Below are 26,582 nucleotides of genomic sequence, written 5' to 3' on the forward strand. Positions count from 1 at the left end.
ATTGTATAATCAGACTAAGTGGAGGGAAATAGATGAATAAAACAAGGGAATTAACATTGATTAGTTTGTTAGCGGTGATTATTACAATTTCTGGATCCTTTAAAATGCCTGGACCATTACCGGGAACAGAATTTCAATTATCTGCACCTATAGCAGTAGCCATTACAGTGGTGTTTGGATTTAGGAGATACATAATAGCGGGTATTATAGCCAGTGCTATTAGTTTAACACTTGGAATTCATACTATAATTAATGTAATTATAGCTATGACATTCAGGTTTGTAGCAGGAGGGATTATTTACTTTTTTAAACCTGGGTTTATACCTGTTATAATTGCTGGACCACTAGGGTCTATAACTGCCAGAATTATGCTGTGCTTATTTTTTGGAAATCCCCTTTCGGCCATGTTAATAGCAGGATTACCAGGTATGCTATATACTGCTATAACAGCCTGGCCATTAAGTAAATTACTAGCAAAAATAAAATATTGTACACCCTGGAGGGAAACAACATATGAAGGAAGATCTCTATAGTATTAAAATGAGGTCTGCCAGGAATACAAAGCATATTTCTGGTGCAGAAAGAATAATTTTAGAAAAGGATATGGGGTTATCAGTTCAACAACTAGTAACAAGGGCTTTAGGCCACAGTAAAGGCAAGTCGGACTTTATAAATATAAAGATAAAAAACATAGTTAAGCAAGATATTGAATATATTAATCCTTTAGATATAAGAACTGTTATAACAAATGATTATTTTGAAGGAAGGGAATGTGCCCTTAAAGCACTACAAAAAAGTGGTTTATCAGCCGAAACATCTCACTTAGTGCTTAATATGTTAAAGGATTGTCATACTATGAGAGGGGCAATTCTTTTCGAAATTAATTCCAGAGAAAGACTTGAAGCAGATAAGAAGAGAGGGGTACGAGTTACTAATATAGATTGGAGTTTTAATGTAAAGCAAGAGCTAGATAAAGCATTAGCAAGAGCAAATTTGAATAATAATCATGTTAAAGAAGCAGTCGCACTGGCAAGTAAAGTTTGCAGTGCCCCGGGTATTATTGCCGAGTTATGTTGGTCTGATGACCCAGATTATACTGCTGGTTATGTTGCTTCTAAAGATTTAGGCTATATGAGAATTACTAAATTAAAGCCTTTTGGTAGTAATAATGGTGGTAGGGTGTTTTGTTTTGATTCTTCAAAGGCATCAATAGAAAAATGTATAGAATATTTACAGGAGAAAATAACTCTAGTTAATAGGGTTCCTGTGATAAATAATAATATTTGGGTATAGCCAATTTTTTTCAGTATAAGTGGGTGATAAAACTAATGGATTTTATAGATGAATATTTAAATCATATAAAAGATAAGGGTCTATATCGGGATTTTAAATTTTTTACTAGCTCACAAAGCAAATATACTTCAATAGATAACAGAAGAGTATTATTAATGGCTTCTAATAATTATTTAGATTTATGTGCTGATGACAGGTTAAAGGAAGCAGCAGAAAAAGCAATCTATACATATGGAGTAGGCTCAGGTGGTTCAAGATTAATTACAGGGAGCTGTAAACTCCATGATCAGTTAGAAAAAAAGATAGCAGATTTCAAAGGTGCCGAGGCTGCAATTATTTTTAATACAGGGTATATGGCTAATATAGGTACAATAACAGCGATTTCTGATCAGGAATGGATTATATTTAGTGATGAATTAAATCATGCCAGTATTATAGATGGATGTAGATTAAGTGGTGCTGCGGTTGTTATCTATAAACACTGTAACCTGGATGACTTGCAGGAAAAAATAAAAGTTCATCAAGGTAATAAAAGATTAATTGTGACAGATGGGGTCTTTAGTATGGACGGAGATATAGCTCCACTGGATAAAATAATAGAATTAGCTAAAGAAAATAAGATTTTAACAATGGTTGATGATGCTCATGGTACAGGTGTTCTGGGAGACAGTGGTACAGGCTCGGTAGAACATTTTAACTTAAAAGGAGATATTGATATACAGGTAGGAACTTTTAGCAAAGCCCTTGCCAGTGAGGGTGGTTTTGTGGTCGGAAGTAAAAGCTTGATAGAATATTTACGACATAAGGCCAGGAGTTTTATCTATTCAACTGCATTATCTCCAGTTTGTATTGCAGTTTCTTTGCGTTCTTTAGATATTGTGAAAAATGAGAGAGAGCCAAGGGTCAAGCTCCTTGAAAACTCAAAATGGTTCCAGGCAAAGTTAAGGAAGCTTGGCTTTAATGTCTTAGAAAGCAATACAGCAATTATTGCCTTAATAATAGGTAATGCAGCAAAGGCTAGAAAATTAAGTGAAAAATTATTTGAAGAAGGCATTTTTATTACAGCAATTAGACCCCCAACTGTACCTGAAAATACTAGTCGCTTAAGAATTACAATGATGTCTACCCATAATAGAAAAGATTTGAAATTTGCTTTAGAAAGATTAAAAAAAGCAGGAATGGAATTAGATGTTATTTAGTATTAGGCTAATAATAAAATAAGGAATAAAATTGGCCTTGAAATATTATCATAATTCACTTGACAGTGAGAATGGTTTTCAATATAATTAGATTAAGAAAGGAATTTTTTTATACTTAATTGAAAATTGTTCTCAATAATAATGGAGGGTGAGATTATGACATTAGCTGAAGTAAGAAGGGGAGAGAGGTTTAATATAAAATATATTCCAGATGATTTAGTAAGGGTACAGGCATTGAGGTTTGGTATATCTGAAGGTGCTGTTCTTTCATGTCATGAAAAGGTGCCGGGAGGGCCAGTTATTATTAAAAGGAATCTTCAGGAAATAGCAGTTGGTAGAAACCTGGCCAGTAATATTATTATAGAAAAGGAGAATTAATATGGCCTGTCATCACAAAAATAGCCATCACAAATTAGACCTGGAAGACAGCAGTAAAAAACTTGTCCTGGTAGGCAACCCGAATGTGGGGAAATCTATTTTTTTTAATTACCTGACAGGTATTTATGTAGCTGTTTCAAATTATCCGGGCACAACCCTGGATATTACTAAAGGGAGGTATCAGGACTTTACTGTTCTTGATACACCTGGTGTTTATGGCGTTTCTTCCTTTAATGATGAGGAGATAGTGGCCAGGGATGTTATTATGGCAGCAGATATAGTGGTGAATGTAGTTGATGCTGTTCATTTAGAAAGGGATTTATTTCTTACCCAGCAGATAATTGATATGGGTATTCCTGTTATTATTGCCCTTAATATGATGGATGAGGCAGAAAAAAATGGTTTATCAATTGATATAGATAGATTAAGCAGTGAATTGGGTGTCCCGGTTATACCAACAACAGCTGTCAGTGGAAAGGGTTTATCTGAGCTTAAGGCCTCTTTAAATAGGGCTAGAGTAGGTGAGAGCATTTTTGAAAAGCATAATGGATTAACAGAAAAGCTAGCTAAGATGAATGAAGAAACTGCCTCTACAAGGGATGCCTTATTAATATTAGAGGGTGACCCACATCTGGCAGATAGATATAGGCTTAAGCCAATGAATTTTCGGGAAGAAATTTATAGAATCAGAAGAAAAAGGGTAGATCAAATTATTGATAATGTTGTCAGTGACCTCAATGATGGTAAAGGTGTTAAAGCTACTTTAAGTAGGATGATGGTTAATCCAGTAACAGGTGTTCCCCTCTTATTGATTACCCTGTATATCTTATATCAGTTAATAGGAGTTTTTATTGCTCAGACAGTGGTAGGTCTTACAGAAGAGGTATTTTTCCTGGAAATCTATGAACCATTTATAAGGAGTCTAGTCAGCAGGGTAATACCAGCTGCTTCTTTTACGAGTAAGTTACTTATTGGTGAATTCGGTATCTTGACAATGGCGGTTACCTATGTTTTTGGATTATTATTACCTTTAGTAATCGGGTTTTATTTCTTTCTATCTATACTTGAGGATTCGGGGTATATGCCTAGGATTGCGGCTCTTGTAGATAGGACCTTGACTTCTTTAGGACTTAATGGAAGGGCGATTATCCCCATGCTGCTTGGCTTTGGTTGTGTTACAATGGCAACGATAACTACCAGACTGCTGGGGTCAAAGAGGGAACGTATTATTGCTATATTCTTATTAGGATTAGCTATCCCCTGTTCTGCCCAACTTGGTGTAATTGTTGGTTTGATTTCCCCCTTAGGATTGAAGTATTTTATGATCTATGTATTTGTTCTTGTGTTAGTTTATGTCTTATCAGGTACATTCCTGAATAAGGTTTTACCAGGGAAGTCAACTGATTTATTAATAGATTTACCTCCTTTACGAATACCTAGGTTTGGCAATGTCTTAAATAAAACCCGCATAAAATCTTTTGCCTTTATTAAGGAAGCAGGCCCTATCTTTGTACTGGGTGCTGTGATAATTACTGTCTTACAGGAAACAGGTATTTTAATATATATACAGGAGCTGGTTGCTCCTATAACTATAGGCTGGTTGAGATTGCCCCCTGAGGTGGCTACTGCCTTTGTAATGGGCATAATTAGGCGTGATTTTGGTGCTGCTGGGCTTAATTCACTGGCTATGACCCCTTCCCAGACAACAGTAGCCCTTATTACGATAACCCTATTTGTACCCTGTATTGCAGCGATGATGATCATGGTTAAGGAGAGGAACTGGAAAGAGGCTACGGCTATCTGGTTTGGCAGCTGGTTTACAGCTTTTATTGTTGGTGGTTTGGTAGCATTATTTATTTAGTTTCTTTATATTTATTAAATTGAGGGGTGATCATTATCAATTGCACAGCAGATGGCCATCGTATTTGTCCACAATGTGCTTATAAAATAAAGAACCCGGAAGAATACCGCTGTCCTAGGTGTAATAGGTTATTATTATTAAAGTGTTCGGAATGTAAGAAATGTTCATTTGGAAGGAAATAATGATAAAGTTAATTAATTAAGGATTAAGATTTTGTTTGAAATTATTATCTGCTGGGTTTATAATATGACAGAGGGGGTTGTCTTATGATTGAGAAGGGACAGATTATAAATACAAATGATAGTATGGCAACAGTGCGGATAAGGCGGCATTCTCTGTGTAGTAAATGTACTAATAAATGTGGTCTTGCTCGACAGGACAGTCATGAGGTTGATGAAATTGAAGTTGAGGTTGATAATGAGATTGGTGCCAGGGTAGGTAATCAGGTTAAGATAGAGATGGGTGAGCAGTCACTGGTTTTAAGTTCTTTAATAGTCTATCTTTTCCCTTTAGTTGCCTTGATAGCTGGTTATTTTATAGCTGCCTATTTTGCCTCTTATTTTGCTGTGTTATCTCCTGAGACAGCAGGGATAATTGGTTCACTTGTTTTAACAGTGGTTTCATTTATCATTTTAAGATATGCAAATAGGATTTTTGCCAGACACAGGGATTTTCAGCCTCATATAACAGATATTATTGGTTCTGACTAGTTTTAATAATAAAACCACCTTTTTTACAGGTGGTTTTTCTCTTAGACAGGGTAATACATTGTCAGGTAAGCTATGGTAGTTTTTTCAGTAATATTTGTATATATATGTTTTTTGTCTGCATTAAAATGGATAGAATTGCCGGTTTTTATTGTGTATTCTTTTTCTCCAGTAGTCAATTCCAGAATACCTTGATGAATAAAAATGTATTCTTCCACACCAGTAGTATGGGCCTCAGATTGGTGACTATAATGGGGTTCTAAGTCTAGAATATACATCTCTAATTTTCTCTGTTTGTCATAGGGGTATATGGGGTAGACACGGTATTTATTATTTTCATCAATGATTGGCTTAATTTCAGAAGGTGACACAATGGTGGTTTCTTGTTTATCTTCTTCAATGAAAAAAGAAAATGATACATTTAGACCTTTGGCTATCCGCCAGAGGGTATTTACTGTTGGACTTGATTTTCCCCTTTCAATTTGACCCAGCATTGATTTACTTACCCCTGTTAAGTCTTCCACCTGGCTTAAGCTGTAGCCCTTGCTTTGCCTTAGTTTATAAAGTTTTTCACCGATTATCAATTCAAGATTACTCATATTATCTCCCTACTTTTATCTTTTTTTATCGCAAACATCTATACTATAAATACTGGTGCTTGTGCATTTTAACATACTATGATATAATATATTAACCATGCAATATATTATATAGAATACCATTATATTATACATTATAAAGGGGGTAGAAGCAAGTCATGGAAGTTGTTATAAATGAAAAGATAAAAGATAGGGATAATTTTGGGGCTGGAGTAAAAAAGGGACTAACAATTGCTTTTGGTTATATACCTATTGCCATTGCTTTTGGAATACTTGCCCGTTCTAATGGGATACCACTACATATTATCATAGCTATGTCTATTATTGTTTATGCTGGTGCCAGTCAATTTGTGGCTGTCAAGTTAATAGCCTTAAATGCAGGATTATGGGGGATTGTTCTGGCCACATTTATTTTAAATCTGCGTCATTTTTTAATGTCTGCTTCAGTCTCACAGAGAATCAATAAAAAGACAGCTACTGGATTACTGGCGATTATATCCTTTGGTATAACTGATGAATCCTTTTCTTTAATATCATTAAGTGAGGAAAAAGTATTAGATGATAAATATATCTTTGGTATTAATTTAATTGCTTATCTATCCTGGGTAGCTGGTACAGTAATAGGTGTATTTATGGGTACGACTTTACCAGAGATTATTCAATCAAGTATGGGAATAGCACTCTATAGTATGTTTATTGGTTTATTAATTCCTGCCTTGAAAAAATCCAGAGAGGTTAAAATTATTGCGCTTATTTCAATAATTATAAGTTCTTTTTTGTACTGGGGACCTTCTTTTATTAGCTCTATTTCTGACGGGTGGAAGATAATCATTGCTACTATTACTGCTGCTGGAATAGCTGCTTTTTTCTTTCCAGATAAAGAAGAGGGGTGGAAAAGATAAATGAATTACTGGCTGTTAATTATTGCTATGGGGGCTGTAACATACATTCCCAGAATGATACCAATGGTATTTTTGCGTGATATAGAACCCTCCCCCTTTGTAAGGAGGTTTTTGAATTATATACCCTATGCTGCTTTAACTACCCTGATCTTTCCTGGAATATTATATTCAACTAATAATCTTTTTTCAGCACTTACCGGTGGTATAGTATCTATCATCACAGCTTTTTATAAGGAAAATCTGCTGTTAATAGTCTTTGCCGGGATTGCCAGTGCTTTTGTAATTGAGATAGTATTATTTTAATAGAAATAGCTAAAGGAGGGATTTTTTTGTCCCTCCTTTGGCTATATGAATATATTTTAGTAACAAAAAATCTCCATCTTTTACGTGATCTTGTCCTACATAGCGAATTTCATTAATTCCCTCAAATTTTGAGTTGAAAGTAAGTATAGCAATGCCTTTATCAGTTAATTGATTAATTACTTAAGTATCTTAAACAGGGTTTTTATATTGAATTAGGAAAGTTGACTTATGAGTGATAGTATAATATAATTATCAATATAAAATATCGATATCAATCATATAACTGGCGGAAGTGGGGCTAACCACGAGGGAGTATGGTTGTTGAAATGTCGACCGCCTGGGCATATTTTTTGCTCAGGCGGTTTATTTTTTATTGAAGGATTAATTGTGATCTATTGATAAAGGAGAATGACAGTGGCAATAGATAAAACAAAGATAGAAGAACATATACGCGGGATTTTAATGGCTTTAGGAGAGGATCCAGAACGTGAAGGCCTTTTAGAAACTCCTGCCCGTGTGGCAAGGATGTATGAAGAGATATTTGAAGGAATAAGCTACACAAATGATGAAATTGCCGAGATGTTTAATAGGACCTTTGAAGATGATCTATATATATCTGAATACAACAAGGAAATTGTAATGCTGCGGGATATTGAAATATTTAGTTTTTGTGAGCATCATCTTGCACTTATGTATAATATGAAGGTGGCTGTGGCTTATATACCTAATGGTAAAATACTGGGGTTAAGTAAGATAGCAAGAATAGCCGATATGGTGAGCAAAAGACTGCAGCTTCAGGAGCGGATTGGGTCGGATATAGCTGAAATAATGCAGAAGGTAACAGAAACAGAGGATGTTGCTGTCCTAATCGAAGGCCAGCATGCATGTATGACTGCCAGAGGCATTAAAAATACTAATGCAGTTACAGTGACAACAACTTTATGCGGGAGATTCAACACTGATCAGTGCCTAATGGACAAGCTTATGGTGCTGTATAATAAGATACTATAAATGTAATGGATAGAAGGAGAGATTTTGTATGACAGTGACAAGTCGTGCAGGCTTTGTTAAGGGAGAATTAACATGAGTGATAAATTAAGCATAGCAAACAAGGTATGGGAATGGGGAAAACGAACCTATATAATGGGTATATTGAATGTTACACCTGATTCATTTTCAGATGGCGGAAGATTTTTTGATATTGACGCTGCATCGGAGCATGTCGCTCAAATGGTAGATGAAGGAGCCCATATCATTGATGTAGGAGGAGAAGCTACAAGGCCGGGGTTTGCTGTGCCAATATCGGCTGAGGAAGAGGTCGAAAGAGTAATTCCTGTAATTCAAAGACTTTCAAAAGAGATCGATCTGCCGATATCAGTCGATACATACAAGGCTAAAACAGCAGAGCTTGCAGTCAAAGTCGGCGCCCATATGATCAATGACATATGGGGGCTGAAGAAAGACCCTGAAATGGCCGATGCTGCGGCTTCATGTAAAGTACCTATCTGCATTATGCATAACAGAACTAATACGGAGTATGATAATTTAATGGAAGATATTTTGTTTGAATTGGGAGAAAGTATTGAGCTGGCTATAAAAGCGGGTATAAAGGATGAAAATATTATTTTGGATCCTGGAATAGGTTTTGGAAAGACATGGGAGCAGAATTTAACGGTAATGAGAAATCTGGAGATGCTAAAAAAACTTGGATATCCCATACTTCTTGGTGCATCAAGGAAAAATTTTATTGGTAAAACTCTGGGCCTGGAAGTGGATGAAAGACTGGAGGGCACCTTAGCAGTTATATCAATTGGCATTATGAAGGGTGTAGATATTGTAAGAGTACATGATGTACTGCAGAATGCAAGGACAGCGGTTATGACAGACAGAATAGTGAGGTAATTGCATATGGATAGGATAATTATTAAGGATTTGCAGGTATATGCTTATCATGGAGTTGCACGGGAAGAAAAGATTAACGGGCAGATGTTTTTTGTTTCCCTGAAGATTGGTGCGGATCTTGAAAAAGCAGCAACAACTGACAACTTGAATAATACACTGAGTTATACCGAGATATGCAATACTGTGCAAATAATACTGCAATCCAGGAAATATAATTTGATTGAGTCCGCTGCCATGAGAATAATTGAGCATCTATTCAGGACATATACAAATATTAATGAGATATGGATTTTGTTGAAAAAACCGTGGGCGCCAATGGGATACCATCTCAAGTATGCGGCGGTAGAATTAGAACGTAAGCGTGGTGACAGAAATGAGTGGTATTGATGTTACTACATATATTGGATTAGGCTCAAATATCGGAAACAGAGAGGAAAATCTTAACCAGGCAGTGGATATGCTTAGAAATGCCGCAGGTATCAAGGTTACTGCGGTTTCTACATACTTTAATACTGCTCCTGTAGGCTATATGGAGCAGCCGGATTTCTTAAATGCAGTTGTCGAGGCATCAATAGATTTTACAGTGTATGAATTGTTGGAACTGTGCAGAAATATTGAGAAAAAATTGAAGAGGGAGCGTATAACTCATTGGGGGCCCCGTACCATAGATGTGGATATTTTAATTTTTGGAGATCTTATTTTAGAGGATGAGATGTTAATCATTCCACATCCAAGAATGCATGAAAGAGAATTTGTGCTAAAGCCTTTAAATGAAATAGCTCCAGGAGTGATACACCCGGTCTGTAACAAGAGTATAAGCAAATTGTATAATGAAATTTTACTCAAGAGTAGATATGGATGAATCTTATAGTTGCGGTTGATCCAAATTGGGCAATAGGGTTTAATAATGAATTACTTGTTAAAATTCCGCAGGATCAAAAATTTTTCTATGAAGAAACCATGGGAAAGGTAGTGATCATGGGAAGAAAAACCTTAGACAGCTTTCCAAATGGATTACCTTTGAAGGGCAGAACCAACATCATATTAACAAAAAATGCCAACTTGCAGGTGAAAAACACGTTGCTGGTTCATTCATTGGAAGAACTTTTGGAAGAACTTAAAAAATATAATAGTAAAGATGTTTACGTAATAGGAGGAGAAAGTATTTATAGGCTTTTACTGCCTTATTGTGATACGGCTCTTGTCACAAAAATATTCCGTTCCTTTGATGCCGATACGTATTTTCCTGATCTGGATGAGATGAGTGAGTGGAAAATTGTTGCTGACAGCGAAAAACAGATCTATTTTGATTTAGAATATATATTTCTAAAATATAAAAAAATTAAGAAAAATTAGGTGTGGTTATAAACTGCACCTAATTTTTTTGCTTTAACTTTGAAAGTTGAGTTTAATAATGTCACTGGGTAGAGAAGGAAATATAAAAAAACTAAATTTACACATTTACAAAAAAATACACATATATTATTTTATCTAGTCTATCATATTTAGTCTAACTTTAAATTCTTGGAGGAGCTTAATATGATTAAGAAGAGTAGCAAAACTATAGTTGTTTTAGGTATGCATAAGAGTGGGACTTCAATGGTGGCAGGAGTTTTATACAAATTAGGTATTAGTATAGGAAAGGAGTTAATAAAAAAACATTGGTCAAATCCTTTAGGTCACTTTGAGGATAAAGATTTTTTTAATTTGAATAGAGAAATTCTAAAAGCAGCTGGAGGCAGGTGGGATTTGCCGCCAGCCCCAAAAGCAATTTTAAAACAGAGGGATATGTTTAAAGAAAAAATTATTAATTTAGTAAGTAATAAATCAGAACTCTGGGGATGGAAGGACCCCAGAACAAACTTAACTATAGAACTTTATTTACCTTATTTAAAAAACCCGTATTTTCTTGTGTGTTATCGAGATTCTGAAGCAGTAGCTAAATCATTATTCAAAAGGAATAAAATAGAAAATGCGAGAGCCAAAATATTGAAAGATGAGTATGACAGTAGGATCAAAGATTTTTTTGTGAAATACCCACATTTACCTCGGTTAGATTTACAGTACGAAAAGGTGATTTCCCAACCTGTGAAATGGGTTAATGAAATTATAGATTTTTTAGATATTCAGGTAGAAGACGAGAAAAAGAAGAAAGCTATTAGTTTTATTTTACCTAATAAGAACATGCATGAATTGTCAAAAAAAATATTAAATAAGGATTTTTTATAATAGATCCTTTGCATAATTGGATTGTTATCCAGCTTTAAATATTATCCTATTTTAATCTAAGGAATAAATATTCCGGAATGAAGTTAAGGCATGCCTGTAAGTGGGGGAATATTTATTCCTAGGTGTGTAATTAACATACCAGTCAGGAAAAAATTATGCAATTAATTCTAATGAGTTCATTGCAAAAAATATAAGTTTAGATAGTAAACGATAATTTAGGGAAGTGGTGCTTTTGTGGAACATTTATGACAGATTAGAATTAAATAAAGAAGATATAAAAAATAAAAAACATCGTGATGTTGTAGGCGGAATGTGGAATAAGATGGGTGAAATTCAGTATAGCTGGCTTTTGAATAACGGCTTAAAACCGGAAAAAACATTACTTGATGTAGGCTGTGGTAGTTTGAGGGGTGGAATTCATTTTATTAAATACTTGAAAACTGGAAATTATTATGGGATTGATATCAATCCATCTTTAATAAATGCTGGAAAAATTGAATTACAGGAACAGCATATTAGTAAAACTGTTAATCTTATGGTTAATGGAGATTTTGAATTTAAGCTCTTTAAACAAAAATTTGATTTTGCACTTGCCCAATCTGTATTTACTCATTTACCTATAAACCATATTTTTAAATGTCTAATTAATATTGATAAAGTATTGAAAAAGGAAGGCAAATTCTACGCAACTTTTTTTGAGACTAAAGATAAATTTAATTTGAAAGCAATAAAACAAAGTGAAGAAGTAACATCCTATATTGATAAGGACCCATTCCATTATCATTTTTCTGTATTTGAATTTTTAGTTGATGGTCTGGATTTGAGTGTGGAGTATATAGGTGACTGGAAACATCCTAGAAATCAAAAAATGCTCTGTTTTTATAAATAGTTTGATTTAATAGTAAATTAATTGTATTAGAATAAACTTAGATTATTAGGGGTGCAAATGATGATAAATGAAGGGAAAATATGTTTTATAACATGTGTTAATGATATAAAACAATATAATACTTCGTTAAAATATCTGGATTCATTAATTATTCCTGCTGGTATCGAATTGGAGAAGATATGCATAGAAAATGCTGAATACCTTACAAAGGAATATAATAAAGCAATGGAAAAAACAGCTGCTAAATACAAGGTTTATATGCATCAAGACACATATATTATCAATAGACACTTTATTAATGATATTATTAGGATTTTCAAAGAAGATAAAAATGTAGGAATGATTGGGGTTGTAGGAGCAAAAAGTATTCCAGATAGTGGGTTGTGGGGAGAGTCACCACACAAGTATGGAAAACTATTACACACCATGACCGGAAAGCTTGCTTCTTTTGAATGGAAGGAAATAAAAGGTTCTTATGAAAGTGTAAAATGCATAGATGGATTAATAATGATTACACAATACAATATACCCTGGAGAGAGGATCTTTTTACTGGGTGGCATTTTTACGATCTTTCCCAAAGCATAGAATTTATTAGGGCTGGGTATAAAGTAGTTGTTCCCAAACAAAATAAACCCTGGTGTATGCATGATTGTGGAGTAGATTTCAATCGATGTAAAAATTTAGAGGAATTTAGGGGAGCTTTTATAAATGAATATCTGAAATAGATAATAAGAATAACTAGGTTATTTAAATGCCTAGCTATTCTTATGTTTTACTAACTCTATTTTTCTAGAAAAAAATTCAAAAGAATAGGTCATAGATTGTTATTTAGTTTTCCTAGCAGGATAGGTTTTTTTTGAGGTTTAGTATAATCTTTGTCTCTAATACTTCTATATTCGTTTCTAAATTTTTTTAGAATAGAATCAAGGTTTATATTATTTGTAGCTATACCCCCATGAATCTGATGGAATGTTCCTTCACCAAGTAAAGTAACTAGCGGAGTATCTGGTAAATCACATGCTCTTGCATAAGTGTCTGAATTCAAAAGCCCTCCACCTGGAGAAACAAATTGTTCATCAAAACCATTTAATTCTTTCCATAAATCTCTTGTCATAAATAAAGCATTACTTTCAGATATAGGTGAAAACCAGCCATCTTGACTTGACCCAGCAAATGTACTTATTGAGAAAAGGCGATAGCCGTTTTTCTGCCAATTGACTGAATCAAGTAATAAATCTTCTTGTAATGCATTATATCCCTTTAATATACTCTGGGGTTGAATTTCTTTTCCTAAATGAAACCCTAAAGTAGATACAATAACCCTTGGATACATTTTTTTTGCTTTTAAGGCATAATGAAATATGCCTGGTGAAAGCATTCTTGCTCCATCAATCATTGTACAAATAAAATCAGCTGAAGCATGCTCGATTCCGACATTTAAAGCATGTGCCGGTGATTTTGAAGGATTTTTAATAACAATTTGTTTGACATTTTTATAATTTGGAGGAATTTCATACAAGGTTTTAGAACCATTGTCTACCACGATAATTTCAATATGTTCATCCTTTATGCCTTTTTGATATATATCTCGCATAGTATATAAAGTCCTTGGAAGTTCTCTATTTATATTATAGGCAACAACAATAACAGATATTAAAGGTTTGGTTTTTTTATCTATATTTATATTTTGTGGGTTTATAAAATTGAAAAATGCTTTCGAATGATCTTTGGATATAGCATCTTTTCTTTCTAACTGGGATTTCAAACATTCATCTAGTTGCTTGTTATTCAAATTATTAAATTCGTTTACTATGGTATTATATTTATTAACTAAAATTTTATTCCTGGGATTTAATCCTTTAATAATTAATAGTCCACCAGGTTTTGTATCCAACAACAAAAAATCTAAATCCTTGCGGTACTTTTTTAAACAGTAAAGTATTTTCCACACATCACCCATCCAAACCTTTGTCTGTCTCTTTCGTCCTGCTTGAATAGGATTATTAGGAAAAATATCATCTATAAGAACAATTGTATTTTTATTTGAATATTTTTCAATATTTATAAAATCTCTTAAAACAAATTCAAAAAGATGCATTCCATCAATAAATACTAAATCAATTTTTTTATTTTTTAAAGCATCTTGAGCAACAAATTCAAAAAAATTATCACTTGTCATTCTAAATAAAATTTTATTTTTATTTAATAGATTATTATCTATTTCAGGTTCAGGATCGATACCATATGATAAACTTTGTGATAATTTAAAACTATCTCCTTTTTTCACACCGATTTCTATATAAAATTTGGGCTTTATTACCTTATGGAGATATTTTAATACATTTAAATAAAAAAAAGAGCCTTTAATTGTTTCTTTATCTTGTATTGTTTGCTCTACTTTGAATATTGGCAGCAAATCTCTTTTATAATCATTTACCCAAAATTCATCATATTTATCCCCTGGTTTATATTGAAATTTACTGATTTTAGTTTTACTAAATACTCCAACTAATTCTTTCCAGGGACCTCTTTTATCACGCCAACAATCAATAAGAAAACAATTTTCACGTTTGGCTAAAGCTATATAGGCATCTGGATTATATCTAAAACAGTCTACTGGGAATTTATGAATAGGTCCAGCTGATGGGGCTATTAGAAAAAAGATTCCATCAGATTTTAGTATTCTAATAATTTCTGAAAAAAGATCCCAAAAATATTCTACATGTTCAAAAACTTGACCACATAATACAATATCAATGCTATTATCTTTAAAAGGCAAGCTATATGGTTCATTTAACACGATATCGACACCAACATTTTCTTCTAGGTCTACTGCTTTATATATAAATCTTTGATTAGAAAAAATATCTCTATAACTGCCATTTATATTTGCTCCCCCTATATCGATAACACTGATAGCTGTCTTTTGACGCCATATATCATTACAAATATATCTTTCGTAACATTTTTGCATGTTTTCTAATGATGATGGATGCATAAGTTTCTCCTTTCTCTTAAAATCTAGCATTAATTATTTTTATAATTTAGACTGGAAAGAAAATTGCTTATTTAATTAAAAAAAAGTTTTAGGTTTTCTTTTCTTCTGAAAAATTTATTTTTCTATGGAAAAAATTTTTTTATAATTGTTTAAAATGGGTGTTCATAATATATTTATTAAGAAGGATATTTAAATAGTGTATGATTTTTTGGAAGAATTGTTATTTCTTATTTTTCAGTATATATTATGTGGGTTATAATATTTTGTTACTTGATAGCTAGTAATAGATATTGATTATTTCTTGGCAGATGAAGTTTTTATTAATAGATAGCTTTATTTAGAAGATTAACCTTTTTTAAAAAATTAAATACGATGTTAGTAAGATAGAAAGAGGAGGGAGATAAATGTCGAATATTTATACAGTGGAAGCAATAATTGACTATATTAATAAAAGTGTTGATAAAACAATGCCTAATAATCAAATAAAAAGAATAGGAGATAAAAAAGATAATATGATATTTGTTAATCCAGTGGCAATAGGGGGTGTTGGAGGAAGTGGAACTAGGGTTATAGCAGAAATTTTGAAACAAATGAATTATTATATTGGTAATGATTTAAATGATGCAAATGATAATTTATCATTTGTTATTTTGCTAAACAGATCCAAATGGTTTTTAGAAAATAATGAAGAAAATAACAAGGAGATTATGAAACGATTTGAAATTTTTGAAAGGATTATGACTGGCTCCTTTGAACCTGACCATACGGAAATTGTGTATATTATTGAGGCTGCAAGGGATTGTGTATTTTTCAATAATCTATCAGGCTTATGGGGCATAAATAGAATCGTTAATATATTAAAATCCAATCAAATTGATAATTCGCAGCATTTAGGCTGGGGTTGGAAGGATCCAGCAACATATTTATTTATAAAACATATGAAAGAATATTTTAAGTCCTATAAATATATACATGTTATCAGGCATGGACTAGATATGGCATACAGTAAAAACATTTTGCACCTTATTTGGTTTGGCAAACTATTTGGAATAGTAATGCCAAAAGATTCAGCACAATTACCCAAGGCTCTACTTAACTTTTGGATAAAAGCAAATAATCAGGCAATCAATAATGCAAAACAAACCCTGGTAAAAAACTTTTTATTAATTAATTTTGATGAGTTGTGTTCAAATCCTAAAGGACAAATCAACAAAATGTTGAATTTTTTAGAAATAGATAGAGATCAGGTTAATATAAACAAATTATATCTATTACCCCAAAAAGTTAAATCTATAGGTCGGTATAAAAAACATAATTTAAGTATTTTTGATAAAAAAGAAATAGAAGAGGTGAAAAAATTAGGATTTACAGTAGAAGGGTAATTTACTGCTGCTTCGAATTTGAATGTTAAAGGAGGGGTTACTATTCTCCTTTAACATTCAATTGTCTTAATAGTTTTGCAGACTCCTGTATATCTTTGGGGCAATGAGTGAGACAATAAGTAATTTAATAATATCACCTGGTAGTGATGTAAAAAGCCCTATCTGTAGTGTTTTATTGATAGTAATGCTGGCGCCCACAACATAATTAAGTATAATATAAAGGTATGGTACACCGATGGTGTAAATTACGATTATACCAGCTAAACCAGCTATAATTGAACGTTTAAAGTTTAATTCTCCATTTTCAGTGAGCATTCCGATAACATATGCTCCTGCAATAAAGCCCAGTAAATATCCAAATGAAGGCTTAAGGATATAGCCTGGACCACCCCCTTCGGTAAAGATAGGGATTCCGATTAGACCTATAAATACATAAAGCAGCTGACTTAAGGCAGCCAGTTTTTTCCCCAGTATAAGGCCAGCCATAAAGACAAAGAATACCTGTAGGGTTATAGGAACAGAGGGTAGAGGAATCCGGATAAAAGCCCCAATTGCTGTTAAAGCAGCAAAGATAGCCACTAAAACCATTTCTTTTGTTTTCATTATTTAACACTTCCTTTTTAAATTATTTATTTAACAAACCCAAGGTCATTAATCATGACAATATCTTCTGCTGTCTTTCTACCTGATGTTGTAAGGTAGTCTCCTGTTAGCATGCCATTGATGCCTCCGATTAGACCTAGTGCCTGTAGGTTTCTTAAGTTAGCTTCCCTACCACCGGCATAACGGATGTCTGTTTTGGGTAGGATAAACCTATATACCGCTATAGTCTGTAAAATATCCAGAGGAGGAAGGGATTCTTTATCGGCTAGGGGTGTTCCGGGAATGGGATTTAGGATATTAAGTGGTACAGAGTCAACCCTAAGTTCTTTTAATAGAAAAGCCATTTCTAATCTCTGTTCTCTGGATTCACCTAGTCCCAGGATACCTCCACTGCAGACCTCTAGACCTGCTTCTTGGGCTATATGTATCGTTTCAATTCTTTCCTGATAGCTGTGGGTTGTACATGTTTTTTCAAAATAGCTTGGGGCTGTTTCCAGATTATGATGGTAGCGTTCAACACCACTTTCTTTTAGTTTAAGGGCTGCCTCTTTATTAAGGAGTCCCAGTGAAACACAGAGCTTGAGATTAGTCTTTTTCTTCACTTCTTTGATTATACTTATAATATTTTCAAAATCACCATCAATCCCTCGTCCAGTAGTAACAAGGGAGAAACGATCTGCAGCAGCTGCTTCTGCCTGGTAGGCTGCTTTTAATATCTCTTTTTTAGATAAAAGCTGATGTGTATTAATATCTGTTTGGTGGTAAATAGACTGAGCACAGAAGGAACAGTCTTCACTACATCTACTGGAACGGGCATTTACAATTGAACAGAGGTCTACCTGCCTACCTTTGAATTTCTCACATATTATGCCTGCCATTATAAGTAAAAAATTAATGTTTTCTTTTTTAAGCCTGCTAAGATAATCGGCGTCATCTTTATTGATGTCTTTACCTTGAATAACCTTTTGACTTAACTCTAATATTTTATTGATATCTTTGATTTGCTAGCACCCCCTAAATAATACAGCTATAATAATAATATAAATATGATTATTTGTCAACTAAAATAATCAATTGGTTAACAATATACGATTATTTGTAAAAATAATAATTTTATTATATAATTTTAGAGAATATAAGTTTATATAATATAAAATGTTGGAGGAGAGTAGTATGCGGAAAAAACTATTTTTGGTCCTAGACAATTATAAAGAGAAGGCGTTAAAGAGAAAGAGGGATTATAATCTACCACCACGTCCTTTGACAGAGAGTGAAGTAACTGTTTTGATTAAAGGCTTAATGATTGAGGGCCTTGATCAGGTAGATTATATGATTTTTGAGACAGAAAAGGTGAGTCAATTAATTATTAGACTCTTATCTGAAGAAGTTAGAAGGGGTACTTTCCCTTCTTCATATCTTAAAGCAGAAGGGCTGGCAGAGATAGTTAAAGGCCAGCTGAAGTCACCTTATCTTTCAGCAGAAGCGGCTTTAAGCCTGTTAGAGGATATGAAGGGTGGAGCTGCTGCTGTACAATTAGTCAACCTGCTTGAAGAAGGGGTTTTTATTAATGAAATTATTGAAATACTGAGGAGCACTGTGCTGGTAAATAGAGAAGAGTTTGACCGACTGACTAAGATGAGTTCTAAGATATCTGAAATAAAAGAATTAATCAAAAGCTGGGCAGAGAGGTGTTTTGCTGCTGGCTGGAAACTCCCTGAGTCTTATCAGGGGTTATGTATCAAGGTAGGTAATAATATTACTACCGGACATCTCAGTCCTTCAAAACATGCTGGTTCCAGAACAGACCAACCCCGCCATGCTCAGTTTATCATGGAGGGTAGGGAAGATGAGGAGGATTTCCTTGATCGACTAGATAAACTGCATAATGAATCTGAGGATATTATCCTGGTAGCTGGTGAGGCCCTCGGAGAGGGTTCCTCCCGTAAGTCAGCAACATATACTGTTTTACAGGTCTTAGGAAAATCAGTTGTTGGTGAACCAGAGAAAAAACAGGGAGGGGTTGTAATAGCCAAAAGTATGGCCCCTATTTTCCAGAATTCTCTAATAGCTTCTGGTATTTTACCGCTTATTGCTGATACTGATGGAATTAATGAAGGTGATAGTCTGGAGCTTGATTTAAATAAGAAGAGGCTGCTGGTAAATGGAAGTAATGAAATAGAGATAGAACTGCCGGTTGAATATAAACTAAATAAGATTGCTGCTGGTGGTATGACTTACTTTGATGCTGGTAATGAACTGCAGAAATGGGCTGTGCAATATTGTAAGGATAATGATATAGCTATTACAGATGAAAATAATAAAAATATGACAACAAGTAACAATAGACCAAAACAGACCTTAGCACAGAAGATAGTTGCCCGGAACAGACTGGATGGTAAAAGGAGTATTCTCCCTGGTGAGACTGCTGAGGTAAGAATCAGGGGGGTTTATTCACAGGATACTACCGGGCCGATGACAATAGAAGAATATCAATCTATGTCTGGGGGTAAGTTCGGCGCCGAATTTGTAGTCCAATCCCTCTGTCATACAGGTGAATGTCCTTCCAGTGAGGAAAGGGATAGACATCGTTTTATTGATCAGTTTATTACTGCCAGGGGTGGTGTTTGTCTTAAACCTGGTGAAGGTATTATTCACACCATTGGTAATAGATTTGTCCTCCCTATAGATGTTATAGTTGGTGGGGACTCACATACCAGAACCCCCAGGGGCTTATCTTTCCCCGCTGCTTCTGATATTGTTGCTGGGGCTATGAAATATGGCAAACAGGATTTAACCATGGACGAATCTGTCAGGGTTATTTTTAAAGGGAAACCTATTAAAGGGATAACAGCACGTGACCTGGTATCTACCTTAGTAGTTTTTGCTGAAAAAACAGTTGGGAAAGCAGTATATAATGGGAGAATAATTGAGATGGAGGGTCTAGAGTTTTTAGACTCTGATGAGAGATATATTATGACCAATGCTGTGGCAGAAAGGAGTGCCTCTGCTGGTACTATTCCTTCTGATGAAAAAACAATTGAGGCTATTAAAAATAATTTAGCATACCTGAAATCCAGGAGTGATGCTGATAGTTCTCTTTCAGTCAGGGATACAATCAAGACCATTGAAGAATACCTTGAAGACCCGGTATTATTAAGGGCCGATGAGGGTGCTGAATATGCCGCTACTATTGAAATACCTTTAGATAGGGTTACTGAACCATTAGTTGCTAAACCACATCACCCGGATAATGTAGCCTTTCTATCAGAAGTTGCTGGCACTGAATTAAATGAGGTCTTTATAGGTAGTTGTGTAGGCGGTGATATCGAAAGCATCAGGTCGGCAGCCAGGATTATTGAGGGACATCAGGTGCCACATGATATTAACTTTGTTGTTGGACCAGCTTCATTAGATATCTATTCTAAACTGGCTGAAGATGGGACTCTAACTAAATTAGCAGCTGCCGGGGCTACTATTATCATGCCGGGTTGTGGACTTTGTATGGGTAATAAACGTCGTATTGGTTCTGGTTCTACTGCCTTAACAACAACTACTCGTAATTACCAGTCCAGGATTGGACCGGCTGATTCGAAAACATACCTGGGTAGCGCCCATGTGGCAGCAATGGCTGCTGTACTGGGTAGATTCCCTACTGTGGAAGAATATTTTAAAATGTTTAAATAGATATTAATTTTTGATGTTTTATAGTAGGGTATATAAAATGGTGCTTAAATTCAAGCACCATTTTATTATATTACTTTAATTTTTACTGTCTTTTCTTTTTATAAAGGTAATAGGCAAGTAATCCTATTAAGAGATAAGGTAAGGCTGCCCCTATACTGGCTATCATATTATAGAAGCTATTTGTCATTCTATGCAGGGCATTTTGCAGTGCTTTAAAAATTCCCCAGTCAGTTGGCAGGTTTTTAACTTCTTCAAATTCTACTTCAATGGTACTTAAATCAACCTGATTATCAAGGTATTTCATCCGTCCTTTTAGTCTTTCTATTTCTATGCGGACCCGGTTCAGTTCTTTCTCAATATTGAGTATTTCTTCCACAGTACTGGCTTTATCCAGTAACTGCTGATACCGTTTTTGCTGGGCCAGATAATTTTCCAGTCTGATATCTATGTCGATATATTCCTCGGTAACATCATTAGTGGAAATAGATTGGTAGTTAACACTGGCAAAATCTTCACTGCTTAATTTCTCTAAGGTTGGATCAAAATTATCAGCAGGAACCCGCAGCTGATACCAGCTAAAACGCCTGTCATTTGCATCTGTCCATTCCCTGGAGTCAGCTATATAAGTGTTATATTGCCTACTTAATTCGACAATATACTGGTGGGCCACTTGAATATCATCTATTTCAAGGTTTAGTCTGGCGGTTTTTATTATTTTACGCTGTTCAGTGCTAATTTTATTATCAGGGGCAGCTGCCAGGTTTTTATCCATTTTTATTTCCTGGGTAGCTATTTCCGGTGAGGATTGCCTGTAAATACCTCCGTATCCATTACTATCTGAAGGATTAAAATAGTTCTGCTGATCGATATTATTACCCGGGTTATTTAGGACAAAAGTCAGGGCAATAACAGCAATGATAGCAATAGTGCTCACCAGCCCGGCCGGGACTCGAAGGGGAGTGAAAAAGTATTTTTTTAATCTATTAACTATACTGTCCTGTTTATTCTCTTTTTTATCTTTTTTATTGATTTTATTCATAATAGAAGGCAGGAGGTCTTCAGGTGGGGCGATATTTTTTAAGTTTGTCAGTTGATTGTAGTTTTCCTGATATTCGGCTAGCTCTGCCCTGCATTCTTCACATTCTTCAAGGTGTTTTTCCATGATTGTATATTCCTCTTTGTTTAGACTGTTATCAATATATAGGGGCAGTAATTCCTTTATTTTTTCATGTCTCATATCTCTTTCCTCCTTCTTGATATTTTTGATAGCTTATCTCTAAGCTTACAGCGAGCTCTGGATAATCTTGATTTGACTGTACCTGCTGGTAGATTAAGGATTTTAGAGATTTCATCATAAGTAAATCCCTGAATATCCCTGAGAACTAAAGGCTCTCTGTATTCAATACTAAGCTTGCTTAAGGCTATTTCTATATCCCTAAACTGTTCATTTTGTATTGAGCTTTCTTCAGGTTGATAGTTACTATTATTACTTACCCTTTCTGTTTCCTTTCTTTCTTCAGCAATACTATCAAGACTACGATGTTTCAACTCTTTCTGACGTTTCCTTAATTCATCCCGGCAGTGATTGCCGGCAATACTAAATAACCAGGTAGAAAAACTAGACTGTCCTTTAAATTTTTCTAAGTTTTGATATACCTTAATAAATATCTCCTGGGTAATATCGCTGGTGTCATCTAGATTGCTTAACATTCTTAGTACAGTATTATATACTTTTTTTTGATAACGGAGCACAAGTTCCTCAAAGGCACTTTCATCATTATTTCTGAATCTCTTGATAAGTTCTTTATCTGATATCTCCACTACCTTCACTCCTTTCTATTTATTTAGACGAAATTAATTTGTTTTTGTTCCAGAAAGCAAGCAAATAATATGTATTTCTATAATATATTATATCTTTTGATTTAGTATTTTACAATTGTAGGAAGTATTTTATTGTTGTTATTATAGCTTGTAAATTATTTTATTAAAGATTAAATATTGAAATTCCATAGTTCTGACTCTTCTTTTTATTGCGTATGGGATGGTTTACCACAAAGTTGCACTGACCCAGCACTCCCAGTATCACACATTAAGGTTGCAGTATCAGGTCATTGAGGTCAAGTTCATGCTTCCCGAGAATTTTAGAGTCGTTCAGTAAATATATTTGTCTGTTATAAAACCTGGAAGTAATTATACTGGGTAAAAGTTAAGCCCATTCTCAGATGTTGTTTTATTGTAATATTTTATGATAAAATGAAAGTAATAAAATATAATTATAAAGTCCTGAATAAGTCAAATAAGTTAAAGAGAAAGGATGTGTCTATTAATGAAGATTGAAGTAAATATATTGCCTGATGGAGGATTGGATTTAGCTGAAGGATTCATGGGAGAAGAGGGGGGCAAAATATTATGCTAAAGGCAGTAATTTTTGATTTTGATGGTACTCTTTTTGATACCAATGATATGATTATAGAAAGCTTTACCTATGCTATTAAAAAAGTATTGGGTTATAATATATTACCAACTGAGATTTATAATGTCTGGGGACGACCTTTAAAAGAACAGATGGAGAGATTTGGAAGAAATAATTGTCAGGAGCTTGTTAACACATATCGTCATTATTATTATCAGATTAGTGATAAATTAAAGATATTTCCTACTGGCTTAGAAACAATAGACTACTTGAAGGATCAGGGTTATTATGTTGCTATACTAACTAATAAAGGTAGGGGTGGTTTGATAAATGGGCTAGAAATGTTTAACTTAATGGATAAAATTGATATCTATTTAAGCAAAGATGACCTTAATAAACCCAAGCCTGATATAGAAGGGTTCAAAATAATCATGGATAGTTTAAAACTTAGACCAGAAGAGGTGTTAATGGTTGGTGATAGTCCATCAGATATTATTGGTGGAAAAAATGCTGGTATCAAGACAGTTCTGGTTTCTTATACCTGTTTTAAATTAAAAGAAGTGATGAAATTAAATCCAGATTATTTTATTGACCAGCTTAATGACTTAATTGATATAGTTGAATCAGACCAGAAACATTGCTTTTCATTGTGAATAATATCTTGATTTAAAGTTTCAATATGAATCTTTTGTTTCTTTATTAATAAGGAAACGGAAATTTCAGTTAAAATGGCTATAGTTTGCGTTAAAGCAGATTGTGGTCATTTATTTTTTGATATTGAGAAGATTAAAGGGTTTTATTAAAATTTTTTAATCTTTTTTTAATTTTAATCTAATTTTTTTAATGTAAAATATATATAATGTTATTAATTTTGTAGATTAGGATGTTTTTATAGTGTATGTTCGAAAAGCCGTTGTGATACAAGTCACTGATATTTTTTGAAAAAGACCCTTATAATAAAAAATAAATGCTATGTTTGATTGATAACAGTATAATATAAGTATAGAAATTATTATAGTGTAATACTAAAGATGAATTTAATTTGAAAATATGAAAATTTGTTTTTGGGGAAATAGAGTATAAGTGGAGAAAGGGGAGGTGATGGAGGTGAGGATTTTAATAGTTGAGGATGAATATCATTTGGCAGAAGTTTTACAGAAGGGTTTAAAAGAAGATGGTTATGCAGTTGATATAGCAAATGATGGGCAAGAAGCAATAGATTTAGCCACTGTAGTACATTATAATTTAATTATTTTAGATTTAATGATTCCTATCAAAAGTGGGATAGAAGTATTAAGAGAATTAAGAGAGGAAGGTAATAAAATTCCTGTTATAATTCTTACAGCTAAAGATTCATTAGAAGATAAGGTGTTAGGTTTGGATATAGGTGCAGATGATTATTTAACCAAACCTTTTGCTTTTGCTGAATTAAGAGCTAGAATTAGAGCTTTACTTAGAAGAAAGCTAGGAGAAAGTAATAATGTCTTAAAAGCAGATAATTTGGTATTAGATACTATTAGCCATAAAGTAAGTAGGGCAGGGAAAGATATTGACTTAACTGTTAAAGAGTATGCCGTTTTAGAATATTTAGTTAGAAAATCGCGGACAAGTTCTTAGTAGAACCCAGATAGAGGAACATGTTTGGGACTATAGATATGGTAGTGATTCTAATATTGTGGATGTGTATATTCGTTATTTACGAAAAAAAATTGATCTAGGTTTTGATGAAAAGTTAATAGAGACTGTTAGGGGACGGGGCTATAGATTGAGAGTGATGGAGTAATGATTAATAGACTAAAGAATTTTTTTTCAAGAATTAAGGTTAGGCTTACTTTCTGGTATATTATTATCTTAGCTTTAGTTTTAATAATATTCAGTGGAGCACTTCATTTGAGTATGAAAAATTATATTATTGATAGAGTAAGAAATCAACTACAGATCCAGGCAGAGATGGTTTTAGAAGAAGCTAAAGAAGAGGAAGAAGAAGATGATGATGAGGATGAAACATTTTCAGATGAACTAGAAGAAGAATTAGAGGAGATGGTTCATAAAGATATTATTAGAGCTTTTTATAATCAAGCTGGAGAGTTGATTTTAGGAGAAAACATTGAAAAAGTAACTCCAAAAATAATTAATCCTTCTCAATCTAAATTTTTAATTAGAGGGAATGGTGATGATTTTGTAGTAGTAACTGTAGAAACTAAAGATAAACAAGGAAATATAGGGTATTTGAGATTAGCAAGTTCCTTAGCTGATGAAGTAGCCACATTAAATAGGTTGATAACTATATTGATATTCGGGATACCATTAACTTTACTATTGGCTAGTGGTGGTGGTTATTTCTTAGCCTATAAAGCCTTAAAGCCTATTGATCAGATTAGTAGGACTGCCCAAGCCATAAGTCATAGTAATCTTTCAAAAAGAATAATAGCCGAGAATGATAATGATGAAATAGGGCGCTTAACAGCTATTTTAAATGATTTATTAGATCGTCTGGAAGAGGCTTTTAGTAGAGAGAAGAGGTTTACCAGTGATGCTTCCCATGAATTACGAACCCCGATTGCTATAATTAGGGCACATAGTGAAGAAAATTTGAAAGAAGGGCGCTCTCTTAAAGAATGCCAACATGCCTTAGAGATTATTCAAAAGCAGACTGACTATATGAGTCACTTAGTAGGACAGTTATTATTGTTAGCTCGCAGTGATACCAAGGAATTATCTATTGAAAATGAGAATTTAGACCTGACAGAACTACTTGAAATAGTGGTTGAAGAAATGCAAGAGTTAGCACTTAGAAAAGATATAAATTTAGCAATGAATATTGAACAGGGCCTTGCAATATATGGTGACCAGAGTATGTTAACTCAGCTCTTAATAAATTTTTTAGATAATGCTATTAAATATACACCTGGCGGAGGAAAGATATATATTAGCGCTAAAGCTCAAAATAATCAGATTAAGATTGAGATTAAAGATACTGGTATTGGTATTTCTAAAGAAGACCAGGCTTATATCTTTGATAGATTTTATCGGGTAGATAAATCTCGCTCAAGAGCTAGTGGTGGTAGTGGATTGGGTTTGTCAATTTGTCAATGGATTGTTAAAATTCATCATGGTAGTATTAAAATTGAAAGTGAAGTAAATCAAGGAAGTACATTTACTATTTTCCTTCCACAAAGTAAATAAGTGAGTTGAGTATACGCTGCTTTATTTACAGTCCAGTATATCCAGATTATGAA

The 26,582-nt window shown here is 33.7% G+C and carries 26 protein-coding genes, 1 pseudogene and 1 riboswitch; of the genes and pseudogenes, 21 read left to right on the forward strand and 6 right to left on the reverse strand.

The annotated features are described in order from the left end of the window. Positions 1 to 32 precede the first annotated feature (32 nt). The 6 genes from D7D81_RS09480 to D7D81_RS09505 all read left to right on the forward strand — a co-directional run bounded on the left by D7D81_RS09480 (position 33) and on the right by D7D81_RS09505 (position 5,441). On the forward strand, positions 33 to 533 hold the full coding sequence (locus D7D81_RS09480) for a hypothetical protein (RefSeq protein ID WP_125989450.1): 501 nt from the start codon (positions 33 to 35) through the stop codon (positions 531 to 533). After that, positions 514 to 1,293, forward strand: coding sequence for a 6-carboxyhexanoate--CoA ligase (locus tag D7D81_RS09485; RefSeq protein ID WP_125989452.1), 780 nt, complete (start codon positions 514 to 516; stop codon positions 1,291 to 1,293). Before D7D81_RS09480 ends, D7D81_RS09485 begins: the two co-directional genes overlap by 20 nt. A gap of 35 nt (positions 1,294 to 1,328) precedes the next feature. Continuing rightward, positions 1,329 to 2,492, forward strand: a complete 1,164-nt coding sequence (gene bioF, locus D7D81_RS09490; RefSeq protein ID WP_125989454.1) for an 8-amino-7-oxononanoate synthase — start codon at positions 1,329 to 1,331, stop codon at positions 2,490 to 2,492. Between the two features lie 156 nt (positions 2,493 to 2,648). After that, positions 2,649 to 2,870 (forward strand): FeoA family protein, encoded by a 222-nt coding sequence (locus D7D81_RS09495; RefSeq protein WP_125989456.1) that lies wholly within the window; start codon positions 2,649 to 2,651, stop codon positions 2,868 to 2,870. 1 nt (position 2,871) lies between these two features. Continuing rightward, positions 2,872 to 4,731, forward strand: a complete 1,860-nt coding sequence (gene feoB, locus D7D81_RS09500; protein WP_125989458.1) for a ferrous iron transport protein B — start codon at positions 2,872 to 2,874, stop codon at positions 4,729 to 4,731. Between the two features lie 266 nt (positions 4,732 to 4,997). Next, positions 4,998 to 5,441, forward strand: coding sequence for a SoxR reducing system RseC family protein (locus D7D81_RS09505; protein WP_125989460.1), 444 nt, complete (start codon positions 4,998 to 5,000; stop codon positions 5,439 to 5,441). A 41-nt stretch (positions 5,442 to 5,482) separates the two neighbouring features. Here D7D81_RS09505 and D7D81_RS09510 read toward each other — a convergent pair whose 3' ends face one another. Continuing rightward, complete coding sequence (locus tag D7D81_RS09510) at positions 5,483 to 6,037, reverse strand: helix-turn-helix domain-containing protein (RefSeq protein ID WP_125989462.1); 555 nt, start codon at positions 6,035 to 6,037, stop codon at positions 5,483 to 5,485. A 158-nt stretch (positions 6,038 to 6,195) separates the two neighbouring features. Here D7D81_RS09510 and D7D81_RS09515 point away from each other — a divergent pair, with 158 nt between their 5' ends. The 10 genes from D7D81_RS09515 (at position 6,196) to D7D81_RS09560 (ending at position 12,988) form a co-directional block, all read left to right on the forward strand. Further along, positions 6,196 to 6,939 carry an AzlC family ABC transporter permease gene (locus D7D81_RS09515; protein ID WP_125989463.1) on the forward strand — a complete coding sequence of 248 codons (744 nt, stop codon included), beginning with the start codon at positions 6,196 to 6,198 and terminating at the stop codon, positions 6,937 to 6,939. Then, entirely contained in the window at positions 6,940 to 7,242 is a 303-nt protein-coding gene (locus tag D7D81_RS09520) for an AzlD domain-containing protein (protein ID WP_125989465.1), read from the forward strand. Positions 7,243 to 7,511: 269 nt separating this feature from the next. Beyond that, a riboswitch (ZMP/ZTP riboswitch) is annotated at positions 7,512 to 7,592 on the forward strand. A gap of 64 nt (positions 7,593 to 7,656) precedes the next feature. Further along, a complete protein-coding gene (folE, locus tag D7D81_RS09525) occupies positions 7,657 to 8,253 on the forward strand; it encodes a GTP cyclohydrolase I FolE (RefSeq protein ID WP_125989467.1) in 597 nt (198 codons plus the stop codon). Positions 8,254 to 8,325: 72 nt separating this feature from the next. Beyond that, positions 8,326 to 9,144: a dihydropteroate synthase gene (gene folP / locus D7D81_RS09530; protein ID WP_125989469.1), complete on the forward strand. Its 819-nt coding sequence runs from the start codon at positions 8,326 to 8,328 to the stop codon at positions 9,142 to 9,144. A gap of 6 nt (positions 9,145 to 9,150) precedes the next feature. After that, entirely contained in the window at positions 9,151 to 9,531 is a 381-nt protein-coding gene (folB, locus tag D7D81_RS09535) for a dihydroneopterin aldolase (protein WP_125992060.1), read from the forward strand. After that, positions 9,518 to 10,006 (forward strand): 2-amino-4-hydroxy-6-hydroxymethyldihydropteridine diphosphokinase, encoded by a 489-nt coding sequence (gene folK, locus D7D81_RS09540; protein WP_125989471.1) that lies wholly within the window; start codon positions 9,518 to 9,520, stop codon positions 10,004 to 10,006. Before folB ends, folK begins: the two co-directional genes overlap by 14 nt. Beyond that, positions 10,003 to 10,500, forward strand: a complete 498-nt coding sequence (locus tag D7D81_RS09545) for a dihydrofolate reductase (RefSeq protein ID WP_125989473.1) — start codon at positions 10,003 to 10,005, stop codon at positions 10,498 to 10,500. The genes folK and D7D81_RS09545 overlap by 4 nt, the downstream gene beginning before the upstream one ends. 183 nt (positions 10,501 to 10,683) lie before the next feature. Next, the gene (locus D7D81_RS09550) at positions 10,684 to 11,373 is read left to right on the forward strand and encodes a sulfotransferase family protein (protein WP_125989475.1); all 690 of its coding nucleotides are present in this window, start codon (positions 10,684 to 10,686) and stop codon (positions 11,371 to 11,373) included. 232 nt (positions 11,374 to 11,605) lie between these two features. Beyond that, the gene (locus D7D81_RS09555; protein WP_125989477.1) at positions 11,606 to 12,262 is read left to right on the forward strand and encodes a class I SAM-dependent methyltransferase; all 657 of its coding nucleotides are present in this window, start codon (positions 11,606 to 11,608) and stop codon (positions 12,260 to 12,262) included. A 57-nt stretch (positions 12,263 to 12,319) separates the two neighbouring features. Continuing rightward, positions 12,320 to 12,988 (forward strand): glycosyltransferase family protein, encoded by a 669-nt coding sequence (locus D7D81_RS09560; protein WP_125989479.1) that lies wholly within the window; start codon positions 12,320 to 12,322, stop codon positions 12,986 to 12,988. A gap of 89 nt (positions 12,989 to 13,077) precedes the next feature. On the opposite strand, the gene D7D81_RS09565 is transcribed toward D7D81_RS09560, so the two are convergent. After that, the gene (locus tag D7D81_RS09565; RefSeq protein ID WP_164522194.1) at positions 13,078 to 15,261 is read right to left on the reverse strand and encodes a methyltransferase domain-containing protein; all 2,184 of its coding nucleotides are present in this window, start codon (positions 15,259 to 15,261) and stop codon (positions 13,078 to 13,080) included. A gap of 422 nt (positions 15,262 to 15,683) precedes the next feature. Between D7D81_RS09565 and D7D81_RS09570 the strand changes: the two genes are divergently transcribed. Then, the gene (locus tag D7D81_RS09570; protein WP_164522195.1) at positions 15,684 to 16,643 is read left to right on the forward strand and encodes a sulfotransferase; all 960 of its coding nucleotides are present in this window, start codon (positions 15,684 to 15,686) and stop codon (positions 16,641 to 16,643) included. Positions 16,644 to 16,709: 66 nt separating this feature from the next. Here D7D81_RS09570 and D7D81_RS09575 read toward each other — a convergent pair whose 3' ends face one another. Both D7D81_RS09575 and bioB read right to left on the reverse strand, forming a co-directional pair. Then, positions 16,710 to 17,246, reverse strand: a complete 537-nt coding sequence (locus D7D81_RS09575; RefSeq protein WP_125989485.1) for a biotin transporter BioY — start codon at positions 17,244 to 17,246, stop codon at positions 16,710 to 16,712. 26 nt (positions 17,247 to 17,272) lie between these two features. Next, positions 17,273 to 18,247, reverse strand: a complete 975-nt coding sequence (gene bioB, locus D7D81_RS09580) for a biotin synthase BioB (protein WP_125989487.1) — start codon at positions 18,245 to 18,247, stop codon at positions 17,273 to 17,275. A 172-nt stretch (positions 18,248 to 18,419) separates the two neighbouring features. Here bioB and D7D81_RS09585 point away from each other — a divergent pair, with 172 nt between their 5' ends. Continuing rightward, entirely contained in the window at positions 18,420 to 20,930 is a 2,511-nt protein-coding gene (locus tag D7D81_RS09585) for a bifunctional aconitate hydratase 2/2-methylisocitrate dehydratase (protein ID WP_125989489.1), read from the forward strand. 82 nt (positions 20,931 to 21,012) lie between these two features. Here D7D81_RS09585 and D7D81_RS09590 read toward each other — a convergent pair whose 3' ends face one another. Continuing rightward, on the reverse strand, positions 21,013 to 22,167 hold the full coding sequence (locus D7D81_RS09590) for a DUF4349 domain-containing protein (RefSeq protein WP_125989491.1): 1,155 nt from the start codon (positions 22,165 to 22,167) through the stop codon (positions 21,013 to 21,015). Beyond that, positions 22,164 to 22,751, reverse strand: a complete 588-nt coding sequence (locus tag D7D81_RS09595) for an RNA polymerase sigma factor (protein WP_164522196.1) — start codon at positions 22,749 to 22,751, stop codon at positions 22,164 to 22,166. The genes D7D81_RS09590 and D7D81_RS09595 overlap by 4 nt, the downstream gene beginning before the upstream one ends. 588 nt (positions 22,752 to 23,339) lie before the next feature. Between D7D81_RS09595 and D7D81_RS09600 the strand changes: the two genes are divergently transcribed. The 3 genes and pseudogenes from D7D81_RS09600 (at position 23,340) to D7D81_RS09610 (ending at position 26,529) form a co-directional block, all read left to right on the forward strand. Then, positions 23,340 to 23,996: an HAD family hydrolase gene (locus tag D7D81_RS09600; RefSeq protein WP_125989495.1), complete on the forward strand. Its 657-nt coding sequence runs from the start codon at positions 23,340 to 23,342 to the stop codon at positions 23,994 to 23,996. Positions 23,997 to 24,450: 454 nt separating this feature from the next. Then, a pseudogene (locus tag D7D81_RS09605) lies at positions 24,451 to 25,126 on the forward strand (response regulator). After that, positions 25,126 to 26,529 (forward strand): sensor histidine kinase, encoded by a 1,404-nt coding sequence (locus tag D7D81_RS09610; protein WP_125989497.1) that lies wholly within the window; start codon positions 25,126 to 25,128, stop codon positions 26,527 to 26,529. Before D7D81_RS09605 ends, D7D81_RS09610 begins: the two are co-directional and overlap by 1 nt. Positions 26,530 to 26,582: the final 53 nt, after the last annotated feature.

This window comes from Halocella sp. SP3-1 (genome assembly GCF_003953885.1).
In the GTDB taxonomy this organism is placed as follows: Bacteria; Bacillota; Halanaerobiia; order Halanaerobiales; family DTU029; genus Iocasia; species Iocasia fonsfrigidae.

Bases quoted from the DNA above. Each gene is read 5' to 3' on its own strand.
- D7D81_RS09505 (WP_125989460.1), top strand. From the start codon at position 4,998: ATGATTGAGAAGGGACAGATTATAAATACAAATGATAGTATGGCAACA.
- D7D81_RS09565 (WP_164522194.1), bottom strand. From the start codon at position 15,261: ATGCATCCATCATCATTAGAAAACATGCAAAAATGTTACGAAAGATAT.
- D7D81_RS09510 (WP_125989462.1), bottom strand. From the start codon at position 6,037: ATGAGTAATCTTGAATTGATAATCGGTGAAAAACTTTATAAACTAAGG.
- D7D81_RS09600 (WP_125989495.1), top strand. From the start codon at position 23,340: ATGCTAAAGGCAGTAATTTTTGATTTTGATGGTACTCTTTTTGATACC.
- D7D81_RS09495 (WP_125989456.1), top strand. From the start codon at position 2,649: ATGACATTAGCTGAAGTAAGAAGGGGAGAGAGGTTTAATATAAAATAT.
- D7D81_RS09610 (WP_125989497.1), top strand. From the start codon at position 25,126: ATGATTAATAGACTAAAGAATTTTTTTTCAAGAATTAAGGTTAGGCTT.
- D7D81_RS09590 (WP_125989491.1), bottom strand. From the start codon at position 22,167: ATGAGACATGAAAAAATAAAGGAATTACTGCCCCTATATATTGATAAC.
- D7D81_RS09585 (WP_125989489.1), top strand. From the start codon at position 18,420: ATGCGGAAAAAACTATTTTTGGTCCTAGACAATTATAAAGAGAAGGCG.
- D7D81_RS09560 (WP_125989479.1), top strand. From the start codon at position 12,320: ATGATGATAAATGAAGGGAAAATATGTTTTATAACATGTGTTAATGAT.
- folP (WP_125989469.1), top strand. From the start codon at position 8,326: ATGAGTGATAAATTAAGCATAGCAAACAAGGTATGGGAATGGGGAAAA.
- folB (WP_125992060.1), top strand. From the start codon at position 9,151: ATGGATAGGATAATTATTAAGGATTTGCAGGTATATGCTTATCATGGA.
- D7D81_RS09515 (WP_125989463.1), top strand. From the start codon at position 6,196: ATGGAAGTTGTTATAAATGAAAAGATAAAAGATAGGGATAATTTTGGG.
- D7D81_RS09480 (WP_125989450.1), top strand. From the start codon at position 33: ATGAATAAAACAAGGGAATTAACATTGATTAGTTTGTTAGCGGTGATT.
- D7D81_RS09545 (WP_125989473.1), top strand. From the start codon at position 10,003: ATGAATCTTATAGTTGCGGTTGATCCAAATTGGGCAATAGGGTTTAAT.
- feoB (WP_125989458.1), top strand. From the start codon at position 2,872: ATGGCCTGTCATCACAAAAATAGCCATCACAAATTAGACCTGGAAGAC.
- D7D81_RS09485 (WP_125989452.1), top strand. From the start codon at position 514: ATGAAGGAAGATCTCTATAGTATTAAAATGAGGTCTGCCAGGAATACA.
- D7D81_RS09575 (WP_125989485.1), bottom strand. From the start codon at position 17,246: ATGAAAACAAAAGAAATGGTTTTAGTGGCTATCTTTGCTGCTTTAACA.
- D7D81_RS09550 (WP_125989475.1), top strand. From the start codon at position 10,684: ATGATTAAGAAGAGTAGCAAAACTATAGTTGTTTTAGGTATGCATAAG.
- D7D81_RS09520 (WP_125989465.1), top strand. From the start codon at position 6,940: ATGAATTACTGGCTGTTAATTATTGCTATGGGGGCTGTAACATACATT.
- folK (WP_125989471.1), top strand. From the start codon at position 9,518: ATGAGTGGTATTGATGTTACTACATATATTGGATTAGGCTCAAATATC.
- bioF (WP_125989454.1), top strand. From the start codon at position 1,329: ATGGATTTTATAGATGAATATTTAAATCATATAAAAGATAAGGGTCTA.